Raw genomic sequence first — 20,900 nt, 5'->3', positions numbered from 1 at the left:
CGAAGAATACTAATGGTCTGTTCGTCGGGAAACACTTCTTCATGGTGCTGTCCGCATGTTGTGCTAATGAAGACATTCCTGATATCGCGGTATATTATCAATGGATAGCAGGTCAAAAGAAGTGTCTTTATACTGCGAGTTAATAATTAGCGGACTTTTATGTTGTTCATCGTTCTGTTGATTTTCTGTTGAAACACATTATTAAAAAACAATGATACTAAGCGGATTGGCAACTATCTGATTTTTAATATTGTTTTTTTTACAACCTGTCTGAGTATTATTATGCATTGGAATACTATAATGAAATCAGCCACTTTTATTGTGCTGATTTTACCCTGTCAAACTATTTTCGCTGAAAACATGATTAATCCTGGCTCAGTGACTAGCCAGGCACAACACAATCCCGGTTTATGTGGAGAAGAAAGTATCGATGTTTTTTCCTGTATTCTTGAATCCGGAATTAGCGTCTCCTTATGTGCAAGTACCACTCCTGCAATGCTAAAAATGAAAACGAGCGATACCTCCAGTCCTGTTCATAACCTAACGATTACAGACGCAAAGAAATTATCTGAACACTCCCCTTCGGGCGGTGTATCAATTATTGTCGGAAGCAGTGAAGCTGGCCCTGTCACGTCCTACCTCTACTTTGGTAGAGGGGATGATGATATAAATTACAGCGCGATTAAGATTAGTGATAAGAACGCCGAGCTGTGCAAAGTGGGTTCGTCTTTCACACATTATAAAAAGATAAAAAACACCTCCGAAGAGATTAACTTATGGAATCTCGATAAGGTCGGAATTACTACTGATTTCGAACCACAAGGTAGTCAAAATAGTAAAATGATGACACGAGCACTCTGGGATAGTTGGCCGAAAAAGGTCTTATAGCAGTTAACAATATGATAGTGGGATAATAAATGTCAGGTAAAATCACGCTAGATGCTAAATCGCTTATATGGATACCTCGCCGATGCAAGCACCCGCAGGTCTTTTTCTGACAAAGTATCCACACATATATAGCCGGCTTTGTGAGCCCTGATGAGCATCCGTACTCTCTGTTCTCATATTAGCTTGATGGCTTTTACAGCCTCGCTATTTGTCAGCTTTACAGAGAGTCGGTTCTACCTGTCAGAACATCAATCCTTGGGGCTCATTAAAGATTAATAATTAGCACGTCATTCACATACGGAGATCTCTACATTTTCTTTTTTCAAGGTGGTGAGTATGTGATCTGCAGGCGGTTTATCCGTAATAATACGATGAATAGCCTGCCAGGAAGCGTAATGGGAAGGAAATACCATATCGAACTTTGAATGATCCGCCACAATGATGCTTTTGTTCGCGCGTTGAATCATGGTCTTATAAATCATACCGCAATCAATTAACGCTTCGCTGGGCCCGTCAGCTGTCACGCCGCTGGCCCCAAGAATGGCGTAATCTGCAGAGTACTGATGCAGGAAACTCAATGTTTGCGCACCCGCCATGGCCCCTTCAGAAGCAATATAATCGCCCGGCGCCACAATAACCCTGATCGTCGGGTTCATCGACAGTACAGTAGCAACACCGAACGAGTGAGTAATCACCGTGATATCCCGTAGATCGGTTGCCATACGCCTGGCCACGTGCACTGTCGTCGCTCCCGACCCCAGCATAAACATTTTGCCATCGCCCACTTGCTGCACCGTTTCCCGCGCAATATGTTCTCGCTCCTGGGTAAACAAACGGTGACGTTCTGTCACGGTAGGCTCGGTGTTCATTGCCCGCACCGCGCCGCCATAAGTACGGTTCAACAATCCTTTTTGGGTAAGTTCATCCAGATCGCGCCGAATTGTTTCTGTTGTCACCTGATGAACCCGCGCCAGATCGACAATACGTAAGCTGGGAGACTCGCTGATTGCACTGAGTATATTTTGCTGACGTACTGTTTTCCTTATCGACATTAACTGCCACCTCTCCTGAAAAAACATCACCGTGTCCCAGTATATCTGGGCGGTGCAACAAAACACAAAGCGCTGAATGTTGCACCGGGCCATACTGCTTAACGTCGCGCGCAACGGCTCATTACGCGTGCCAATTTATCGATAAAAAAGTCTGCGTTATCGATGCTAAAACAAAGTGGAGGCCGAATTTTCAAACTGTTGCCATACGCCCCCGCAGCACCAATCAGGATGCCTTCGCCTTTCAGCTCATTGATCACCTGCTGCGTCAATTTGGTGTCCGGTTTCTTGCTGTCCGGCTGGCGGAACTCAACCGCATTGAACAGCCCGGCGCCGCGCACATCACTTATTGCCGGGTATTGGTTAGCAAGGTTGTGCAGTCCGGCCCTGAGATAGTGACCACAACGCTCTGCATTAGACATTAATTCTTCTTCCCGAATAACTTGCAATACCGCAAGGCCCACCGCGGCCGACACGGGATTACCGCCAAAGGTGTTAAAGTACTCCGTTTCCTGACTAAATCTGTCGAGTAACGCTGGCCGTGTGATAACGCCTGCCATTGGGAAGCCATTCCCCATCGGCTTGCCCAGCGTGACGATATCTGGCACCAGTTCATGACGCTGGAAGCACCAGTAATGTGTACCCGTTCGGCCAAAACCAGGCTGGACCTCATCCGCAATGAATAAGCCGCCCCCTGCGCGTACACGCGCCACAGCCAGGCTGAGAAAACCCGCAGGGTCGGCATATACGCCATCGCTTGAAAAAATGGTATCTACCAGTAGGGCTGCACAGCCAAAGCCTTCAGCATTGAGCGAATCCATCGCCGATTGCACCGCATCGGCAAAGACCTCCGCAACCTGTTGGCCAGGCCGCAAGGTATTTGCATCGGGCGCAGGCACCGTACGGACATAAGGTGGCAACGATTGTCGCTTCAGCCCTGATGGCGAAACCTCCATCACCGCCGTTGTATTGCCATGATAGGCGCTTTCAGTGACGATAATTCCCTGCCTGCCTGTCACCATTCTTGCAATACGCAGTGCAATATCATTGCTTTCGCTGCCGGTGCAGGTGAACACCACGTTAGCGAGCGGCGCCGGAAAGGTGGCCAGTAAGGTTTCGGAATAACGCTCCAGCACGGGGAACAAATAGCGAGTGTTAGTATTGAGCATACCCGCCTGCACGGACATGGCCTCCACGACTCTTGGATGGCAATGGCCAACGCCTGGCACGTTGTTATACATATCCAGATAACGGTTGCCTGCCGCGTCATACATCCAGACGCCGCGCGCGCTGACCATCTCAATCGGCTGCTGATAGAATAAAACCGAAGAAGCGCCCTGGGTATTTTGCCGCCGGGTGATCTGATTAACCAACCCGTCATCCAGCGCGGCACTGTCGCTTTTCTCAAAGCGGTTGAGACCCAGTATTTGTTTTTTTTCTGTCATTGTAGATTCTCCTGCTGCGCGTCCGGAGCCATGTTCACTGCATGCTCATGCAGATATTGCCTGGCCAGCATGACAGTCCCCGCAGGGAAACTGGCAACCAGCCGCTGTGCTGTGGGTGTCTCCGCATGGCTGGCTATCCAGGCGCTGAGTTGCAGGCGGCGCAGCATCACTAACGCGGGTAATATAGACTTATCCTGCGTGCTAAGCGGGCGTACGCTTTGATAACCTTCCAGCCATGCGGCCTGGTAATTACCCAGTAACGGGTCGTCTTCAATAAAGCTCACCGCGGTTGCGAAATCCCAGCCAAACCAACAAATGCCACAATCATCAAAATCAATAACGGTCATTTGTTCCCCCTCCACCAGCAGGTTAGCCAGGCGCATATCACAATGAACCAGCCCGAAGCGATCCGGGGCGCACCCATAGTCGTCAAGTTGTGCTTTGAGCTGTCTCTCTGTTTGTTCTAAAAGCGTGATCTCCTCCGGTGTGAAATGACTCAGGCTACGCCAGTCGCCCCACAACGCCCGTTTGCCAATAATGGTTTCAAATGTCCAAATCTTGCGGGTAAATGCGGGCGGCCTTTGCCAGTCCAGGCTGTGTAGATGCAGGCGCGCAGCGATTTCCCCAAGCCTGCGATACCATGAAGACAAATCGCGGGTATTGTCTGGTTCAGCCCCCGCAACAAATTCAAACGCCACCACAAAAGTCACGGATGTCTCATCTTCCAGCCGTGCTATCCGCTCGCCGTTAAGCTGTGGAATCGGCGCTGCAACGTTGATAACGCGACTGGTTTTCAGGGAATTCAACCAATCCAGCTCCGAAATAATTTCTGCATGCTGGCAATAATTTGGCCGATGAACACGCAAGACCAAACGGCGTCTGACGTCGGCTTCAGTCGCCAGAAATGTGGCGTTTTCTGAAAAAGTGAGCAACGCCAGTTCCGATTTTTCGCTCAGCCCCCAGAGCGGTAGCGCTGCGCGTAGTAACCCACTGATTCTCTCTATGTAGCTGTCGTGATATAGCATGGCCAACACCCAAAATGTCAGAAGTGCCAATATTTTTATGTTGGGTTTCTTTTTTTTGCAAGATAAAAGCCGAAAAATTTAATCCATCAGCTATTCGCTCTATTTAATTATCATTTAATCAATTAATTATAGTTAATTTTTCTCGTCTCACAGGCTGAGCGCCCTGAAAAGGAGCGAATCCTGCATCAGGAAGATGATACGGCATAAAAATTCCATGAAATTAGTATAATATTTATATTTATCAGATGATTAAATATCATCGTGTTGCACCAATATGGTTCCCCATTTTGACGCATTATATTTCGTGAAGAATACAACAAAATAATGTTGATCATTCAACATTTGCGTGATTATTCTTTGTCGAAATGCACGTCAGCTCGCAGACATGAGCAGCGAAAAGTTGGTGTGCCGACAATTCATGGCATGACTTAAACGGGGCGAAACTTATGTATCAGGATCTAAAAGGTAAAACCATATTGATTACCGGTGGCAGTAGCGGCATTGGGCTGGGGCTGGCGCTGCATTTCGCACGCAATGGCAGCAATGTGGCGATCACCGCCCGTAATGCCGACAAGTTGGCGACAGCCATCAGCATCGCTTGTACAGAAGGTTTGACGATAAAAGGTTACGTCTGTGACGTCAGTGTTGCTCAACAAGTGAAAGAGACCGTCGCGATTTGCGCGGAACAACTCGGCGGTCTGGACGTACTGTGCTGCAACGCGGGTATCTTTCCTTCCGCCGCTCTGAGCGATATGACGGAAAGTGAATGGGATGACGTACACGCGGTAAACAGTAAAGGCACATTCCTGTGCGTACAGTCAGCTATCCCATGGCTGAAACAAGCCAATCACGGGCGCATTATCCTTACTTCTTCTATCACCGGTCCTGTCACGGGATACCCCGGCTGGGCGCACTATGCCGCAAGCAAGGCGTCGCAACTGGGTTTTATGCGCACGGCCGCACTGGAACTGGCCAAAGATAATATCACCGTCAATGCCATCCTTCCGGGCAATATCATTACCGAAGGGCTGGCGGGGATGGGGGACGATTACATAGCCGCTATGGCGCAATCTGTCCCTCTGCAGCGCCTTGGCAGCGTTGATGACATTGCCGCCGCCGCGCTGTTTTTTGCCTCTCAGGCAGCCGGGTATATCACTGGGCAGACACTGATTGTCGATGGTGGCCAAATCCTTCCCGAATCATCTTCCTGCATTTCCTGACGGAGCGGTAATCGTATGAGTGATCAGATCATTAATTGCCCTGCTGGAGAAGAAACCAGCACAACGGCGGTCCAGCGCCTGCGGCCTAATGCTGTAGGTTTAACCGGCGTATTGTTCATGACGGTCGCGACTGCGGCTCCCATTACCGCGATGCTCGGTAATGTCCCCATTGCGGTCGGCAGCGGAAACGGGCAGTACGCGCCGGGGGGCTTCCTTGTGGCGACTATTATCCTTGCCCTGTTTGCCATCGGGTATGCACAGATGGCGAAGTACATCACCGCCACAGGCGCATTCTATGGCTTCATCTCTCATGGGTTAGGGCGCATCATCGGTATGGCGGCTGGGGTTGCGGTTACAGTAACTTATATTGTATTTGAGGCCGCACTTGTGGGTATTTTCGCTTTTTTCTGCGAAGACTTAATCCACGGGCTTTCCGGCATACACATCCACTGGATCGTTTTTGCATTGGCCATGCTGATCGCCAATGGGGTGCTCAGTTATTTTGATATATCACTGACGTCGAAAGTGCTGGGCTGTTGTCTGGTGCTGGAAATACTCATTCTAACCCTGGTCGCCGGCGCAGTACTAATACATGGTGGTGGACCGCAGGGCTTTGTTCCTGAGTCGATCAACCCATTTAACGCTTTCTCGCCAGCGGCGGGTGTGTCGGGCGCGAATGCAGGCATTGGGCTGTTTTTCGCCTTTTGGTCCTGGGTGGGGTTCGAGTCCTCGGCAATGTATGGTGAAGAGTCAAAAAACCCTAAGAAAATCATTCCACTGGCGACGTTACTGGCAGTAATTGGGATTGGGCTTTTCTATGTGTTCATTTCCTGGATGGCGATTGCAGGGACCGGGCCAGAGAAAGCCATCGCGCTGGCGCAGGATCCTAATAAAGCCGCAGAAATCTTCTATGGCCCGGCGCGTCAATATCTGGGGGAATGGGCAGTTTCAATATTCAAAATCCTTGTCATCACCGGTTCCTTCGCGTGCGGGATGGCATTTCACAACTGCGCCGCACGCTATATCTATGCGCTGGGCCGGGAAAACCTGTTTCCGTTATCGGGTAAAACGCTGGGCCTTACCCATCCCAAACATGGTTCCCCTCATATCGCCTCAACGGTTCAGACTGTGATTGCCTGTATCATCATCGTGTTGTTCCTACTGGCGGGAAAAGACCCTTATGCTGATATTTACACCCTGCTGGCAATACTGGGCACCATGGGGATCATGATAGTCCAGGCACTGTGCGCCTTTGCCGTTATTTTCTATTTCCACGCGAATGGAGAAAACCGTAAAAACAGCCACTGGTTTAAAACGTTCCTTGCACCGTTAATGGGGGGGACAGGTATGGTGTACGTTGTTTATTTGCTTTTTGCCAATATGGATTTCGCAGCAGGTACAGCAGCAAATACGCTCTTTTATAAGGCCATACCGTGGATTGTATTAGCCAGTTTTGTCATTGGTGCGGCCATAGCAACCTGGTTTAAGTTTTTTGACAATAAAAAGTTCCAGGTCATTGGTCGTATTGTCCTGAATGAAGAAAAATAGAAGGTCAGGCTATGTTTGATAATAAAAGTATTGTTCTTCTCGAAGCTCATCAACTTTCATACTTGATCAGGAATAAAGAAATAGCCTGCCGTGATGTCATGGAAATATATCTCGATCATATTGAGACTTTTAACGCTCGCGTTAATGCCATCGTCAGTTTGCGGGATAGAGATGAGCTACTCAAAGCGGCAGAAGAAAAGGATAGCGCATTAGCGAACGGAGAGTATCACGGCTGGCTGCATGGAATACCTTTTGCCGTTAAAGACCTTGCATTAACATGTGGTATTACAACTACCCGGGGCTCACTTATTTTCGCGAATGATGTTCCCGATCGGGATGCATTAATAGTGGAAAGAATTAAACAAGCGGGTGCCATTATCATTGGCAAGACCAACACGCCTGAATTTGGGCTAGGTTCACAGACGTATAATTCAGTGTTCGGTGCGACGGGTAATGCGTATAACCATCAACTTACCGCCGGAGGTAGCAGCGGGGGGGCCGCCGCGGCCCTGGCGCTGTACCTGCTTCCGATTGCCGACGGTAGCGACATGATGGGCTCGTTACGTAACCCTGCCGCTTTCAATAACGTGATTGGATTTCGGCCCTCCCAGGGCCGTGTTCCTCTAACGGAAAGCAACGAATTGTTCTTTAATCAGATGGCCTATGAAGGCCCCATGGGGCGTTGCGTTAAGGATGTCGCCCTTTTATTGGCGACCCTTTCCGGTCGCGACGATCGGGCACCGCTTTCGCTCAGCGAAACTGGCGAACAATTTACTGAATCACTGGCGATTGACTGTACTTCTCTTCGGGTCGGTTGGCTTGGTGATCTACAAGGCCATCTCCCTTTGGAAGACGGAATTCTTCCCCTGTGTGAGAAAGCTCTGGAGACATTTTCATCACTCGGTTGTGACGTTCATAAGGTCGCTATTGATATCGATTATGAAACTGTCTGGAACGCGTGGCGTACCCTCCGGCATGCTCACGTCGCGCACAGTCTTGAGCCTCTATATTCCGTCCCCGAGAAACGGAAATGGCTTAAACCAGAAGCCATTTGGGAAATTGAAAATGGCTTACAGTTAAGCGCAATGCAACTTATACAAGCCTCGGCGGTGAGAACCTTACTTTATAAAAAGCTGATTACAATTTTTGAGAACACCGATTACCTGATATTGCCCAGCGCCCAGGTTTTCCCATTTGATAAAAACACTCCCTGGCCTCAAACAATATCCGGTCGGGAAATGGATACCTATCACCGCTGGATGGAGGTCACAATATTAGGCAGCCTTTCTGGTTGCCCTATCGCCAATGTTCCGGTTGGTTTTAATGAATCAGGACTACCCACGGGCATCCAGATAATAGGACGCCCTCGAAGCGATATGGCCGTTCTTCGGTTGGCTAGTGAATATGAAAAGGCCACGCAATGGACCGCAAAAAATAAACCGGGAGCAATTAACGAAAGTGGGCTAGCTCACTCTTTATTTTAGCGCATTCACCCGAGGGGGAATAAAATGAACAACAAGAAGAAAATTATTGCTGGCACCATTGGCAATATCCTTGAATGGTATGACTTCCTTATTTATGGTTTTTTTGCAGCCGTTATCGCCAGGCAGTTTTTCCCGGTTGATAATGAATACAGTTCACTGCTGATCTCACTGGCAACATTTGGTGTAGGTTTTTTCACCCGACCAATCGGGGGATTAGTCATTGGCGTCTATGCGGATAGATTTGGCAGAAAGAACGCCCTGCAATTGATTATCTGGTTGATGTTTATTGCGGTGGCACTTTTTGTACTCGCCCCCTCGTATCATCAGATAGGGATCACTGCTCCGATATTGATTGTCATCGCGCGACTTATCCAGGGCTTTGCCACCGGTGGCGAATATGCCAGCTCAACATCCTATCTGGTGGAAGGATCGGATGAGAACAAGAAAACGTTTTATGGTTCATGGCAACTTTTTGGCCAATGCCTTGCGGTGGTATTAGCCTCCATTGTTTCGATGATTATCTTCAACGTATTTAACGACAGTCTGGACAACTGGGGCTGGCGAATTGCATTTGCCGTCGGCCTGATTATCTGCCCGGTCGGGCTGTGGATAAGAAATAACCTTTCTGAATCTGACGAGTTTGTTAATCAACAGAGCGAGAAAAAACAGCCTGGCAATAAAACGAGGCTGGATTTCAGTAAGATTATCCTTGGGTTTTGCCTGGTGGTAAGTGGAACAGTGGGCTTCTACGTTTTATTGATTAATATGCCGGGTTTTGCCAGCAAGCAACTCGATATGCCCATCACCAGCGTACTGACAATCCAAATCGGTATCGTCAGCATGATGGCCGTTATTATCCCTTTATTGGGGATACTGGCAGATAAAATAGGGCGAAAGTTTGTTTTCCTTATTGCAACCATCGGCTATTTTGTGATGGTGTTGCCCCTGTTTAGCTGGGTTATTCATTCGCCAACTCTTACCCATATGCTGATTATGCAGTTCCTTCTCGGTCTGTGTCTGGCCGCGCAGTTCGCAACGATGCCGACCATGCTGACATTACTGTTCCCGGTAGAGAACAGGGTGACTTCTTTGTCGATTAGCTACAACCTGGCCACCATGACCTTCGGCGGTTTCTCTCCCTTTATTGTTGCCTGGCTATCGCATAGCTGGGGTGCCCCTGCGCCTGCGTATTATATGTTCGCTGTTTCGGCAATAACGCTGGCTGCTGCAATCTGTTTCCCTCGCGACGCAAAAAAAACGTTGCCGTTGATGGCAAAACAGTCGTCACGCTAACCGTGTCCGCTTCCATTGCCGACCAGGGAAGCATGCAACCCGTAGTGGCGTTATAAACAACTTTCTTTCCCCTAAAGAAGATCCTCGCAAGGGATCTTCTGCTGTATCAATATGGTTAACTGGTCAGTCATTGGAGTAGTCAACAAGAACTGGCAGCAGCCATAACGATGAAGTCAGCAACGGCGAGCGGATGTGACAACATCGGAACATGGCTGGAAGCGACACGTTTGATCGTTGCATTCATACGCGTGGCCATGCGTTCCTGTTCCACGGGCAGGATTGCCAGATCGTTTTCGCCAATCAGATAAAAACAAGGACGACTGTGCCATGCGGCCTGTCTCAACGTGCCGCCGAGTGCGGCACCATTGATCGGACCCTGAGTTGCATGCAGCATCGTCTGCTCAATGGGATCGAGGTCCTGTGCAAATAAGGTGGCAATGCCTTTGGGTGTTAGCGACAGGAAGCCTTCTGCGTCCGGCCTGATCTCATTATTGAGCGGGGCTGCTGCAAACTGGGCAAAGAGCGATCCGGCTGACTCCCCCGCGTCCGGCGCAAAGGCGTCGATGTAGACCAGCCGTTTCACCCTGGAGTCGTTGCCAGCCTGTCCGATCACGGCACCGGCATAGCTGTGCCCCACCAGAACGATATCTCCTTGTGACAGCGCGATGGCACGACTAACCGCCGCGACATCGGCGTCGAAGCTGGTAAGTGGGAGTTGTACGGCAGTGACAGTCATGCCCCTGGCGCTCAGCAGAGGAATGATTTTGGCCCAGCTGGACCCATCGGCCCAGGCACCATGAACAAGGATAATGTCAGGTGTACTCATGGTATTTCTCCTCAGGTACTAATTGATTTGGTGGACAAGACGGTTAGCCGTGCCAATGTGAGCATCGGATGAGGGAGCAGAAATTACCGCGATGGAAATGCGGTTCTTTGTCGGCAATAACGTCTGCCTTGACGTTGCCGAAGGTGGTGCCGGGTTTATGCTTGATGCCGTCGTAAAAGGCCTGAATGATCTCTTCTTTAAAAGCCGGTGTACGGGGATAGGCTGCGACCACGGCCTCACGGATGTCAGCGGAATAGCGGTCATAAGTCAGGCCCAGTACATCCATCTCGACGCCAGCGGTTGTCAGGGCGATCACGGGGTGCATGAATTCCGGTATGCCCGGCGTGGTGTGCAGTGCAATGCCAGTCCAGACTTTTTCAATGTCGGCTGGATCAAGCTTGTAGCTTTGCAAGAAGTCGCGGGCGGCATTCGCGCCATCGACTTCGAAGCGCAGATCGGCGCTGCTGTGCGATGGCATCAAGCCAATGTCGTGAAACATCGTGGCTGCATACAGCAGCTCTGGATTGAAGCTCAGGCCGTGTTGCTGTCCGGCGATGGCCCCGAAAAAGTAGACTCGGCTCGAATGGTTGAAAAGCAACTCTGTTTCGGTGTCGCGCACAAACTCGGTGATGGCGCGGGCCAGTGTGCTGTCGGGAACAGCTACGCCGTGAATCGCCGACGCTGCGTGGTGGAGGTGAGTCAAGATACTTCTCCTGATGTCGAGGCCGGTTTTCGAAGAAGACCTTGTAGCCGACCTACTCATCATCGCGGTAACCAAACCTGGCAGCAATCGCGTTGCTACGCTGAAAGCTGCCAGGCGTCTGTGATAAACTGCCAACGACTGTTTTAGGGGGGAGTGACCGGAACCCTGGATCATGTGACAAAGTAAAAGGGCACTCATGGCAAAGAGAGAAGTTGCAGTTGTCATTTTCGAAGGCGTTCAGGCGCTCGATGTTGCCGGCCCGCTGGATGTGTTCACAACGGCTAATGGCTTTTTGCCGGAAGAGGACCATTACCACTGTGTCCTGGTTGCGGCCAGCACACAGCGTTTGCGCAGCTCCAACGGAATGTGGATGGTCGCTGACCTTAGCTTCGATCAGGCCGAGTGCATTTTTCACACGGTTCTGGTTGCAGGCGGCCCGCACCTTCCTGACACTCTACCCGACGCTGCCATGTCAACGTGGCTAAGGAAATGGGGTGTTGCGGCCCAGCGATATGGTTCGATTTGCACCGGCGCTTTTGCTCTGGGTCATGCCGGGCTTCTCGATGAACGAACCGTCACGACCCATTGGCTTTGTTCGGATCAGCTTGCAAGGCAGTTCCCCTTAGCGCGGGTCGAGCATGATCGAATCCATGCGCGCGACGGTCGCCTTGTAACGTCCGCTGGCGTTACGGCCGGCATTGACCTTAGCCTCGCTTTGGTAGGAGAAGATCATGGACCGGCTATATCGCTTGCATGTGCCAAAGCACTTGTTGTTGTGGCGCAACGGCAGGGTGGTCAATCCCAGTTCAGCCCGCTGCTCGTCGTTAGCCGCGATCCTGAAACTCCGCTGGGAAAGGTACAAACCTATGTCATGGAGCATGTGGGCGAGGCCTTTCCGGTTGAGCGGCTGGCAGATATTGGTGGCGTCAGCCCGCGCAGCATTGCGCGTCTCTTCGTTACTGAACTGGGCGTCACGCCGCATGAATTCGTGGAAGGGGTACGCCTTAATCAGGCCCGCAACTTGCTTGAATCGACAGAACTGGCCCTCAAGACAATCGCTTTCAACTGTGGTTTTTCCGGTCCCGACCAGATGCGTAGTGCTTTTCAACGGCGAATCAGCATCACACCCCAGCAATATCGTGGAAGTTTCAGACGGGTGTAAACGGCGATTGCTTCGTCATCTTTACTCATTCACACCCGGAAACCTCTCGTTTACATTGAAAGTCACAGGGCGTTTTGTTTAGAGAGATCCTCTCCCGGAGCATCCCGCCAGAGATCCAGATAAGCCATGACCGCACGACAGGCTTCGTTTCTCACCGCGTTGTTGATATACCCCTCCTGTGCATAGCCAAATTTCAGGCAGGCAAAACCAATCTCTACGGCAATTGTTGCAACGTCTGGTGACAATGGAAACTCCCGGTACTCTCTGAATCGCTCTGCTGCATTTCGCAGAAGTTGTCCGATTGAAATATTCTTGGCTGCGTGAGCTGCACGGTCGGTATCGCGAAAAAAACCGTTCATGAGAAGCACGCACGCAGCAGGATGTTCGTTGTAATAGATCACACATATATCTATGACGGTGCCTACCCAGGCGTTGAGCGTGCCGGCACGGGATACCCCTGAATGAGCAATAGCCTCACCGATAGACCGGGTATGGATCTGGGAAATATGGGCAAATAACGCGTACTTATCCGGGAAAAAAGGATAAATGCTGGCTCTCGGTACCCCGGACATTTCTGCAAGGGCCGGTATTGAGGTTTTTTCAGGTCCGAGTTTTACGAGCATGTGCTCGGCGGCCTCGATAACCCGCACCATGCGTTCTAATGAACGTTCCTGGACAGGACGTCGAATGGGTTTTCTCTTGTGAGGGGTTGAATCAAAATCAGACATATGTTAGCTTTTTAAAAAATGACAAATGTTGGATATTCGTTGGCTTTATAGCCCGAAGCAAAGTCATAGATTGTTCGCGTAATTCAATAAATTGTCAAAAATATGCCGGTTAAAATGAAAAGTAATGTTCTGCTTAAACAGTCATCGGCAATGAACCATTCTGCCTCTACCTTCGTTCTACCATCATCGATTCAGTCGTTTTAGCTGTATTTCATACCCAACAACGAGGGATTTCCATGCAAAAGACTATTCTCATTACCGGTGCAGGCTCCGGGTTCGGTGAAGCAGCAGCTATCAGGCTGGCTCAAGAAGGTCACAACGTTATAGCCACTGTTCAGTGCTCGCCTCAGGTTACCCCCTTGCGCATGAAAGCCAGGGAGCTCGGGCTTACCAGTTTACAGGTTGAGAAGCTGGATCTGTGTGATCCACATGATATGGATTTCGCCCAGCATTTCGATGTTGATGTTCTATGGAATAATGCCGGCATGGGGGAAGGTGGACCTGTATTTGAGATCCCCATTGATCTGGTCAGAAAGAACTTTGAGGTCAACGTTTTTCTTCCACTGATATTAACACAAGCTTTCGTTCGTAAATGGATCAACCAGAAAAAACAGGCAAAAGTGGTTTTCACCTCATCGATGAGTGGACTATTTTCCCCGGTTAACTGGGGGGTTTACGCCTCCACCAAGCATGCCCTCGAGGCTATAGCCGAAGCCATGCAGCAGGAATTAGCTGGTTATGGAATTAAGGTCCAAACCATCAATCCCGGAGCCTTTTACACCGGGTTTAATGAAACGATGGCAGACACACCTTTCCGTTGGCTTAGTGATGAGAAACATGTCACTCGCCGGGATGAACTGCGTGCTCAGTTCGATGAGGCTCTCGCATCGCCGTTCGGTCATCTCGATGCACAAGAGATGATTGATCGTATGGTAGAGATCGTTCCCGCTGATACCGGTAAATTTCGCAATGTCGTGCCGCAGGCTGTTGAGGATATGCTCAGGGCTCATCAGCAGGGGGCATGGGATAACCAGATCTGACAGAGTGTTTTTTACAAAAAACGAGGACTCGCATTGCCTTGCTGAGAATATTATTTCTGGAAATGCAGTGCGATCTCTTTTATCGCTTAATCAAGGTTCTCCGACGGAATCACCAAAATTGTGTAACCTCCGTTTCAGGTCGACGACCAACATATCCAACCTTAGTGATTAACTCGCTTGGGGCCTGCAATGTCCCCTCCTGGCATTCAGCAGACATTCGTAGAACTTACATGCTGTATATGGAAAACTTATTTGAAAGGTTTTGAATGGGAATGTGACGTGCAGAGCTTATAAGTATCTGGCTACGCATGCTGAACAAAAATTCCGACACTATGGATCTGATATACACGGTTTACAGAGACTATAGGTCGATTATAGGTTTAAATTAAATATCAATAAATATTTATATTAATCAATAATAAAACACCAATGCATCATCGTTTACGAAACATTAGCACAGCTGTCAGTACTGCTTACCCATCCATCAAGCTTAGAGTTTTTCTTTTGGCCTTGCGGTGCGGCATTGTGTATCACTGAGCATAACGGGTGACCTGCCCCCAGTGTTAGTGCAGCCGAATTAGTTGCAAGGGATAAGGCTTCAAGTGGGGTTAAACCCGCCTTAACCAGCAGTTCCAGTTCCCGGCGCTTTGCATAACCGGGAATACGCATTGGCTTTGCCCCTGAGTCAGTACCAAAACCCATTTTCGCCCCGCTACGAAACACAATTTTGGTATTCTGCCGGTTGGTCTCAAATCCAGCTTTCCACGTTTTAAATGCCGGGCTGTTGAGTTGTTTCTGCTGCCTTTTTGCTGTTCAGGGTTAAGCGCTTCTTTAACCTCTGGCGCATTAAGTAACTCAGGATGAAGCGCAAACAGATAGAAAGATTCATCCACACCAAGCGTAGGTATATACACCGTATTATGCTGTTTCAGCAAATCGATAAATTCCTTCTCAACTTGCTTATCACGAACACCATGCCCGAGAATATCAACACCCGCGCGAATAAGATCTTTTGCGTCTTGCAAATAATATATATGAGCAAATACTTTCAGGTTGTGAAGATGCGCTTCTTCGATGACAGCTTTATAGATTTCAGGTTTCATTTTGACAAGTTTCTGCCCCTGAAAATCATCCAGCCATAATTTGATTGCATCTGTTTTCCTTGTAACTGCCGCCCTTACTGCAGCGCGAGCCTCATCGGGAGTTGTCGGACGGTCCAGTTGATCTTCCCCAACATATACCGGAGGTACTCCCTGTGGAACGCCAATACCATGATCAGCACCCAAGACATCTGCTCCTGATGTTTTTCCCGGATGTTATTCATCACGAATATCATAAAATAAGGGGCGGTTTACACCCAACGACATAACAGTAGTCACACCATACTTTGCGTAGAGGGTTAACTGAGCAATGATATTTTCCCGGGTATATACAGCAGGAGAAGGCTGGACCCCATTGAATTGTGCAAGGTGAACATGATCGGAAACGATACCTGGCATGACAGTTTGGCCATGCAAATTCCTGACGTCAGCGCCTTGCGGAAGAGGAAGCGATGAGGCAGGGCCTACGGCGCTAATTATATTTTCACTGAGCACAATTCTCATGTGCTCATGAGCCGGGTTGTTTGTTCCATCAATCAGTCTTACATCATCCAGGACATAATTCTGAGTTGCACAGGCAGGTAATGTCATCAGCGTCAGTAAGCAGCCCAGGAGGTGTTTTATCTTCATAGAAATTCCCTTCATGATAAATATCACCTCCGAGTCTGGAGCATTTAAAATGAACATACCCGGCTGAATCGCGCATTTTGTTTCCCCAATCGCTCACTATACGATCAGGCGAAGTGAACCTTTTTCGTCAAACAATCGCATCAAGGCATCAGTGGTTAGCTGTATATGGTTGCTCATCAGTACACGTATCCGCACGGCATCTTTCTCCAAAGCCGCTTCCATCAAAGCCTTGTGCTCGCCGTTAAGGTCTCGCTCACCTGCAGTAAGATTGACAGAAAGCATTCTGTATCGCTCATTTTGTTCAAACAAATTGCGTTGTATTCGTAGCAACCACTCATTGGGACATGCCGCTGTCAGCGCATCATGGAATCGGTTGTGCCGTCGGTTCCATTCTTCACTACCTAATTGTTCATCCGGCCCAGCACCATATCTGACAAGAGTATGAAAAGAAGAAATTATCTCACTTTCCCAGATCACATCACCATGCATTATCGATTCGCTAAGGCACTCACCTTCAATGAGTTTCCGTGTCGCGGTGAGATCCAGTAAATCTTTCAAAGATACGGGTGTTACCCGAAAACCTTTCTGCGGTTCGGCGATAATCAGGTTCTCGGACGTTAAGCGCGAAAGCGCTTCTCTGATTGCACCGACATTTGTTTCAAGCTTTTCAGCCAATTCCTTTGTATTCACCCGCGAGCCAGGGACGAGCTGGCAACTGAGAAGAGCAGTCCTGAGGCGTGAATAGGTGGATTGGGTAAGGCTGTCTTTGGTCGCAAGGTTGTCTTTCATAGTCTTCTTTTTGATCTGCAAAACTACTTTTTTATGAAAAATAGATTTTATAGGTTTAAAATCTATTTTGCAGCGCTGAAACATCTTTAGGAATGCATTATGACAACTCAGCTTAGAGAGGTCTCTACCTCTGAACGATTTTTATGGAATGGTGTGGTTGTCTCGCCTGACGGACGTATGTTTGCAAGCATGCCAGGCTGGATGGGGCCAACACCCGGCGTAGTTGAAATTGCCAGTGATGGCAGTTGGATGCCTTTCCCGAACAACGACTGGAATCGATGGGATGGACTCGGTGATCCGACAAAGCATTTTGTGGATGTAAACAGCATATTTAGCGATGGCCTCGGGAGTTTATGGGTTTTAGATGCCGCCGCCCCGTATTTCAGCGATGCTATCGAGGGTGCAGTGAAGCTCATCGAACTGGATATTGCTACGGGCAATACCCTTCGCACGATCTTTTTTAAACACAGTGATGCACACAAGGGAACCCGGCTGGCCCATATTCGCTTTTGGGGAAATTATGCTGTTATGGCTGAATCTCGCGAAGGCTCATTTTACGTTATAGACCTGAGAGACAACTCCTACAGACGTATCCTGGTGGGCCACAACCTGTTGCGCTGTCAGCCAGAAGATGTCCCTGTGATTGAAGGCCGGAAGATACATTTATTAAATGGTCAGCCGATGTACATTCACAATGATTTATTAGAAATTCATCAGGACAACAAGACGCTTTTATTTATGTGTCTTTTTGGAGCAAGAATCTTCCGGGTTGATCTTGAACTCATCACCGATTTCTCAAAAAGCGAAGATGAGATCGCCAAAGATATCAGTGTCTACAGAGAAACTGGAACATGGGTTGCGGGCATGTGCCGCGACCCTGCCGGTAATATCTATCTAAGTGATGCCGAAAATAACGGTATATCAGTGATGTCAGTTGAAGGGGAGATAACTCCTCTTGTCAGGGATAGACGTATTGTCTGGCCTATCGCCTTGTCTGTTGGCCCGGATAAAAAGATTTATTTTCCCGCTTCCCAACTGAACCGCATCCCCATGTTTTCGGGCGGTGAGGAAAAAGTTGAATTCCCCTGGGTCATTTACAGTTATCCACTCTGAGAAACTAAAGAGGCGTTATATGAAATTATGTCGTTATGGTGATGTTGGTCTGGAAAAGCCAGGCATAGTAGATGCAAACAACGTATTACGCGATTTATCTGAGATGGTAGAGGATATAACGCCTGAAACACTGCCATTCGTACTGACGATGATTAAAGAGCAGGACATTTCCCGTTTCCCTGAGGTGAAAGGGAATCATCGACTTGGGACACCGATTAAATCGGTCTCTAAATTTGTCGCAATAGGCTTGAACTACCTCGATCATGCTCATGAAGCAGACCTCCCTGTACCTGATGAACCCGTTGTTTTTTTTAAAGCTCCGAGTTGTCTGAATGGCCCTGATGATGACATCGTTATTCCTCCCCATTCAACAAAACTGGACTGGGAAGCTGAACTGGGAATTGTGATTGGCCGTGAGGCAAAGCAGGTTAGCGTTGAAGACGCTTTAGGTTTTGTTGCTGGCTATTCAATTGTTAATGATGTCTCAGACCGGGGGTTTCAATTCCAGTCTTCTCAATGGGATAAAGCGAAAAGCTGCGATACGTTTGGACCTGTTGGCCCTTATATTGTCACTCCCGATGAAATTGGAAATCCACATGAATTAGAGATCTGGCTGGAAGTAAATGGCGAAAAGCGTCAGCAGAGCAACACTTCCCAGATGATTTTCTCTGTAGCAGAAATAGTCTCTTACGTTAGTCACTATATGACTTTAAAGCCCGGTGATCTCATTGCTACGGGCACCCCTGCCGGAGTAAGTTTAGGCATGAAGCCAGCACCTGTCTGGCTTAAGGCTGGTGACCGAATCCGTATCCATATTGAGAAACTGGGATATCAAAACCAACGAGTAACAGAACAGACCGCGAGTTGCTAATGTACCTGTGATGGCCGGTCGTAAACCGGCCATCACCTGAGGAGTTTGATATGACGGAAAGAAAAATTACGAGCCGCACTGGTGTGGGCAGCTCTGCTCATGTACTGCAAGTTCAACCATTATTAGCTAAAAATATTACTGTGGATGAGCCCACCATTATTCTTATCCGCCATGGTACAAAAATCATCAGATGGGCACGTAATGAAATTGAATTAACTTCAGGGGATGCAGTGATTGTCGGAGAGGGGGAGTCTTTTGACATTATTAATACTCCCTGCTCGTTAAGCGGAACCTATGAAGCCGACTGGTTAAGCTTCAGTAGTGAAGTCGTTACGGATTATACCTGCCGTAATTCAAGATGCACCAAGATTAACGAAGCGTATGCACTGGAAGCTACCAGCGAAAGCTTCAGAAAATCGTTCTATCACACGACCGATGTTTTTACAGACTCAGCGTCGATACCTGATGCTTTAGCGATTGGCCGCATGCATGAAATGTTGGGCTGGCTGGATGAATATGGAATCTGTTTTGGCGCGCATCTCAGAAACGGAATTGAACGAAAGATCAGGCGATTGATTTCATCTGATGCTTCCCATACCTGGAATATCAAGCACGTAGCCAGCCAGTTGGGAATGTCAGAAGCCACGTTGCGGCGAAAACTGACGGCAGAGAATACTTCATTTTCAAAACTTATAGCGGATGTTCGTATGTGCAGAGCGCTAACATTGTTACAGGTTACCGACCTCTCTGTGACGCAAATCGCTTTAGAAGTGGGTTATGAAAGCCCATCGAAATTTTCCTCTCGCTTTCGTCATCGATTTGGCTTTGGCCCGGGCCAGGTAAGAGAAGAGATGATAACAATGGGTACACAGGCTACCTTGACCCGGGAAATTTAATTAGCGTCCTTGTGTGATAACGATCTTAGCCTCGCCCAGGGCATTCGCTTTGGTCATGAACCCAACCAATGCAGGCGTTGATTCAGCTGTGATACCCGGCAATTTTTCAACTTTCAGCGCGGTCAGTGTGATTTCATAACGATGTGTTTGGCCCTGAGGTGGGCAAGGACCGCCGTAACCCGGAACGCCAAAGTCTGTACGCGACTGTATTGCTCCAGCAGGAAGGCCTTTATTATCTGACGCAATGCTTGCCGGGATACCGTTTGCACTTGCCGGAATATTCACTACTTGCCAGTGGACCCAACCAAGTCCGGTTGGTGCATCACGATCATAAATTTGTAATGCAAAACTTTTCGTGCCGGCAGGCGCGCCGCTCCAACTAAAAGAAGGTGATTTGTTTGAACCGCTGCAACCAAAGCCATAGGGCTCACTCAAGAGTTGGGTTTGAGAAAATTTACCTGAGTGAAGCTCGTCACTGGTCAGAGTAAAATTAGCGGCAAATGCAGCCTGACTGACCATTGCCAGGCATAACGTACCGGCAACAGGAAGGATGAATCTGGACATTGAGCTATCTCCATCTGTTTATAATTCAAATCCATTCTATGTTTTGTGTATAAATCCAGCGCGCCTTAAACGGTCAATAACTCCTCCAGATCGCTCAGTTAGCGTACCGCCAGGGATGAGAAAATCTTGTAGTCCCCCCTGAATTTAGTCTTACCGCACAATAGAGTTCTCTGGTTAAAACACAACCAATGGAGGCTCATCATGAAGAAAGCGCGTTTCACAGAATCTCAGATCCTGCGGGTTCTGAAAGAAGTTGAAGGGGGTCGGCATGTGAAGTATGTCTGTCGGGAAAACGGTGTTTCTGAGGCCAGCAACTATAACTGGAAATCCCGGTATGGTGGCATGGAGTCTTCTGATATCAAAAGGATGAAAGGGCTGGAAGACGAAAACCATCGGCTAAAACAGATGTACGCTTCCCTGAGTCTGGACCACGAGATCCTCAAGGATGTTGTCGCAAAAAAACTCTGACGGTGCCTGAGAAGCGTGAGCTGGTGCGTTACGTTATGACGAAACATCAGGCCAGCGA

General features: G+C 48.7%; 20 protein-coding genes and 1 pseudogene. 11 read left to right on the top strand and 10 right to left on the bottom strand.

All coding sequences use genetic code 11. From position 1 onward, the window contains the following. The first annotated feature begins 300 nt into the window (after positions 1-300). Positions 301-888: a hypothetical protein gene (locus BM427_RS20575; protein ID WP_139234440.1), complete on the top strand. Its 588-nt coding sequence runs from the start codon at positions 301-303 to the stop codon at positions 886-888. Between the two features lie 287 nt (positions 889-1,175). On the opposite strand, the gene BM427_RS20570 is transcribed toward BM427_RS20575, so the two are convergent. The 3 genes from BM427_RS20570 to BM427_RS20560 form a co-directional block, all read right to left on the bottom strand. Beyond that, on the bottom strand, positions 1,176-1,967 hold the full coding sequence (locus BM427_RS20570) for a DeoR/GlpR family DNA-binding transcription regulator (protein WP_244316577.1): 792 nt from the start codon (positions 1,965-1,967) through the stop codon (positions 1,176-1,178). Positions 1,968-2,038: 71 nt separating this feature from the next. Continuing rightward, positions 2,039-3,382 carry an aspartate aminotransferase family protein gene (locus BM427_RS20565; RefSeq protein WP_090125085.1) on the bottom strand — a complete coding sequence of 448 codons (1,344 nt, stop codon included), beginning with the start codon at positions 3,380-3,382 and terminating at the stop codon, positions 2,039-2,041. Continuing rightward, entirely contained in the window at positions 3,379-4,407 is a 1,029-nt protein-coding gene (locus BM427_RS20560; RefSeq protein ID WP_090125548.1) for a phosphotransferase enzyme family protein, read from the bottom strand. Before BM427_RS20560 ends, BM427_RS20565 begins: the two co-directional genes overlap by 4 nt. A 446-nt stretch (positions 4,408-4,853) precedes the next feature. Between BM427_RS20560 and fabG the strand changes: the two genes are divergently transcribed. Genes fabG through BM427_RS20540 form a run of 4 tightly spaced genes read left to right on the top strand, consistent with a single transcriptional unit; the run spans position 4,854 to position 9,952 of the window. After that, entirely contained in the window at positions 4,854-5,627 is a 774-nt protein-coding gene (gene fabG / locus BM427_RS20555) for a 3-oxoacyl-ACP reductase FabG (protein ID WP_090125082.1), read from the top strand. 15 nt (positions 5,628-5,642) lie between these two features. Further along, a complete protein-coding gene (locus BM427_RS20550) occupies positions 5,643-7,175 on the top strand; it encodes an APC family permease (RefSeq protein ID WP_090125079.1) in 1,533 nt (510 codons plus the stop codon). Positions 7,176-7,186: 11 nt separating this feature from the next. Beyond that, positions 7,187-8,659, top strand: coding sequence for an amidase (locus tag BM427_RS20545; RefSeq protein ID WP_090125076.1), 1,473 nt, complete (start codon positions 7,187-7,189; stop codon positions 8,657-8,659). Positions 8,660-8,683: 24 nt separating this feature from the next. After that, positions 8,684-9,952 (top strand): MFS transporter, encoded by a 1,269-nt coding sequence (locus BM427_RS20540; protein WP_090125073.1) that lies wholly within the window; start codon positions 8,684-8,686, stop codon positions 9,950-9,952. Between the two features lie 139 nt (positions 9,953-10,091). Here BM427_RS20540 and BM427_RS20535 read toward each other — a convergent pair whose 3' ends face one another. Continuing rightward, a complete protein-coding gene (locus tag BM427_RS20535; RefSeq protein ID WP_090125070.1) occupies positions 10,092-10,778 on the bottom strand; it encodes an alpha/beta fold hydrolase in 687 nt (228 codons plus the stop codon). A 43-nt stretch (positions 10,779-10,821) separates the two neighbouring features. Continuing rightward, the gene (locus BM427_RS20530; RefSeq protein ID WP_090125067.1) at positions 10,822-11,481 is read right to left on the bottom strand and encodes an HD domain-containing protein; all 660 of its coding nucleotides are present in this window, start codon (positions 11,479-11,481) and stop codon (positions 10,822-10,824) included. Between the two features lie 196 nt (positions 11,482-11,677). On the opposite strand from BM427_RS20530, the gene BM427_RS20525 reads away from it, so the two are divergent. Next, positions 11,678-12,643, top strand: coding sequence for a GlxA family transcriptional regulator (locus BM427_RS20525; protein WP_090125064.1), 966 nt, complete (start codon positions 11,678-11,680; stop codon positions 12,641-12,643). Positions 12,644-12,705: 62 nt separating this feature from the next. On the opposite strand, the gene BM427_RS20520 is transcribed toward BM427_RS20525, so the two are convergent. Continuing rightward, positions 12,706-13,371: a TetR/AcrR family transcriptional regulator gene (locus BM427_RS20520; RefSeq protein ID WP_090125061.1), complete on the bottom strand. Its 666-nt coding sequence runs from the start codon at positions 13,369-13,371 to the stop codon at positions 12,706-12,708. A 236-nt stretch (positions 13,372-13,607) separates the two neighbouring features. On the opposite strand from BM427_RS20520, the gene BM427_RS20515 reads away from it, so the two are divergent. Then, on the top strand, positions 13,608-14,411 hold the full coding sequence (locus BM427_RS20515) for an SDR family oxidoreductase (RefSeq protein ID WP_090125058.1): 804 nt from the start codon (positions 13,608-13,610) through the stop codon (positions 14,409-14,411). Between the two features lie 608 nt (positions 14,412-15,019). Here BM427_RS20515 and BM427_RS20510 read toward each other — a convergent pair. The 3 genes from BM427_RS20510 to BM427_RS20500 all read right to left on the bottom strand — a co-directional run bounded on the left by BM427_RS20510 (position 15,020) and on the right by BM427_RS20500 (position 16,930). Then, on the bottom strand, positions 15,020-15,697 hold the full coding sequence (locus tag BM427_RS20510; RefSeq protein WP_139234439.1) for an amidohydrolase family protein: 678 nt from the start codon (positions 15,695-15,697) through the stop codon (positions 15,020-15,022). Positions 15,698-15,727: 30 nt separating this feature from the next. After that, positions 15,728-16,141: an amidohydrolase family protein gene (locus tag BM427_RS20505; RefSeq protein ID WP_139234438.1), complete on the bottom strand. Its 414-nt coding sequence runs from the start codon at positions 16,139-16,141 to the stop codon at positions 15,728-15,730. Positions 16,142-16,237: 96 nt separating this feature from the next. Then, complete coding sequence (locus BM427_RS20500; RefSeq protein WP_090125545.1) at positions 16,238-16,930, bottom strand: GntR family transcriptional regulator; 693 nt, start codon at positions 16,928-16,930, stop codon at positions 16,238-16,240. Between the two features lie 99 nt (positions 16,931-17,029). On the opposite strand from BM427_RS20500, the gene BM427_RS20495 reads away from it, so the two are divergent. From BM427_RS20495 to BM427_RS20485, 3 genes are read left to right on the top strand one after another with little or no spacing between them, the layout of a single operon-like run. Continuing rightward, entirely contained in the window at positions 17,030-18,043 is a 1,014-nt protein-coding gene (locus BM427_RS20495) for an L-dopachrome tautomerase-related protein (RefSeq protein WP_090125049.1), read from the top strand. A gap of 19 nt (positions 18,044-18,062) precedes the next feature. Continuing rightward, positions 18,063-18,914, top strand: a complete 852-nt coding sequence (locus BM427_RS20490) for a fumarylacetoacetate hydrolase family protein (protein WP_090125046.1) — start codon at positions 18,063-18,065, stop codon at positions 18,912-18,914. A gap of 50 nt (positions 18,915-18,964) precedes the next feature. Continuing rightward, on the top strand, positions 18,965-19,810 hold the full coding sequence (locus BM427_RS20485; protein ID WP_090125043.1) for a helix-turn-helix transcriptional regulator: 846 nt from the start codon (positions 18,965-18,967) through the stop codon (positions 19,808-19,810). Here the strand turns inward: BM427_RS20485 and BM427_RS20480 are convergent, their stop codons facing one another. After that, positions 19,811-20,374 (bottom strand): YbhB/YbcL family Raf kinase inhibitor-like protein, encoded by a 564-nt coding sequence (locus tag BM427_RS20480; protein ID WP_090125041.1) that lies wholly within the window; start codon positions 20,372-20,374, stop codon positions 19,811-19,813. Positions 20,375-20,575: 201 nt separating this feature from the next. Here BM427_RS20480 and BM427_RS20475 point away from each other — a divergent pair. Then, positions 20,576-20,900 (top strand): annotated as a pseudogene (locus BM427_RS20475) (transposase); the annotation flags it as partial.

The sequence above is a fragment of the Kosakonia arachidis genome, assembly GCF_900116535.1.
Classification (GTDB): Bacteria; Pseudomonadota; Gammaproteobacteria; order Enterobacterales; family Enterobacteriaceae; genus Kosakonia; species Kosakonia arachidis.
The sequence above is the reverse complement of the archived record's forward strand: the minus strand, read 5'-3'. Positions and strand labels throughout refer to the sequence as shown.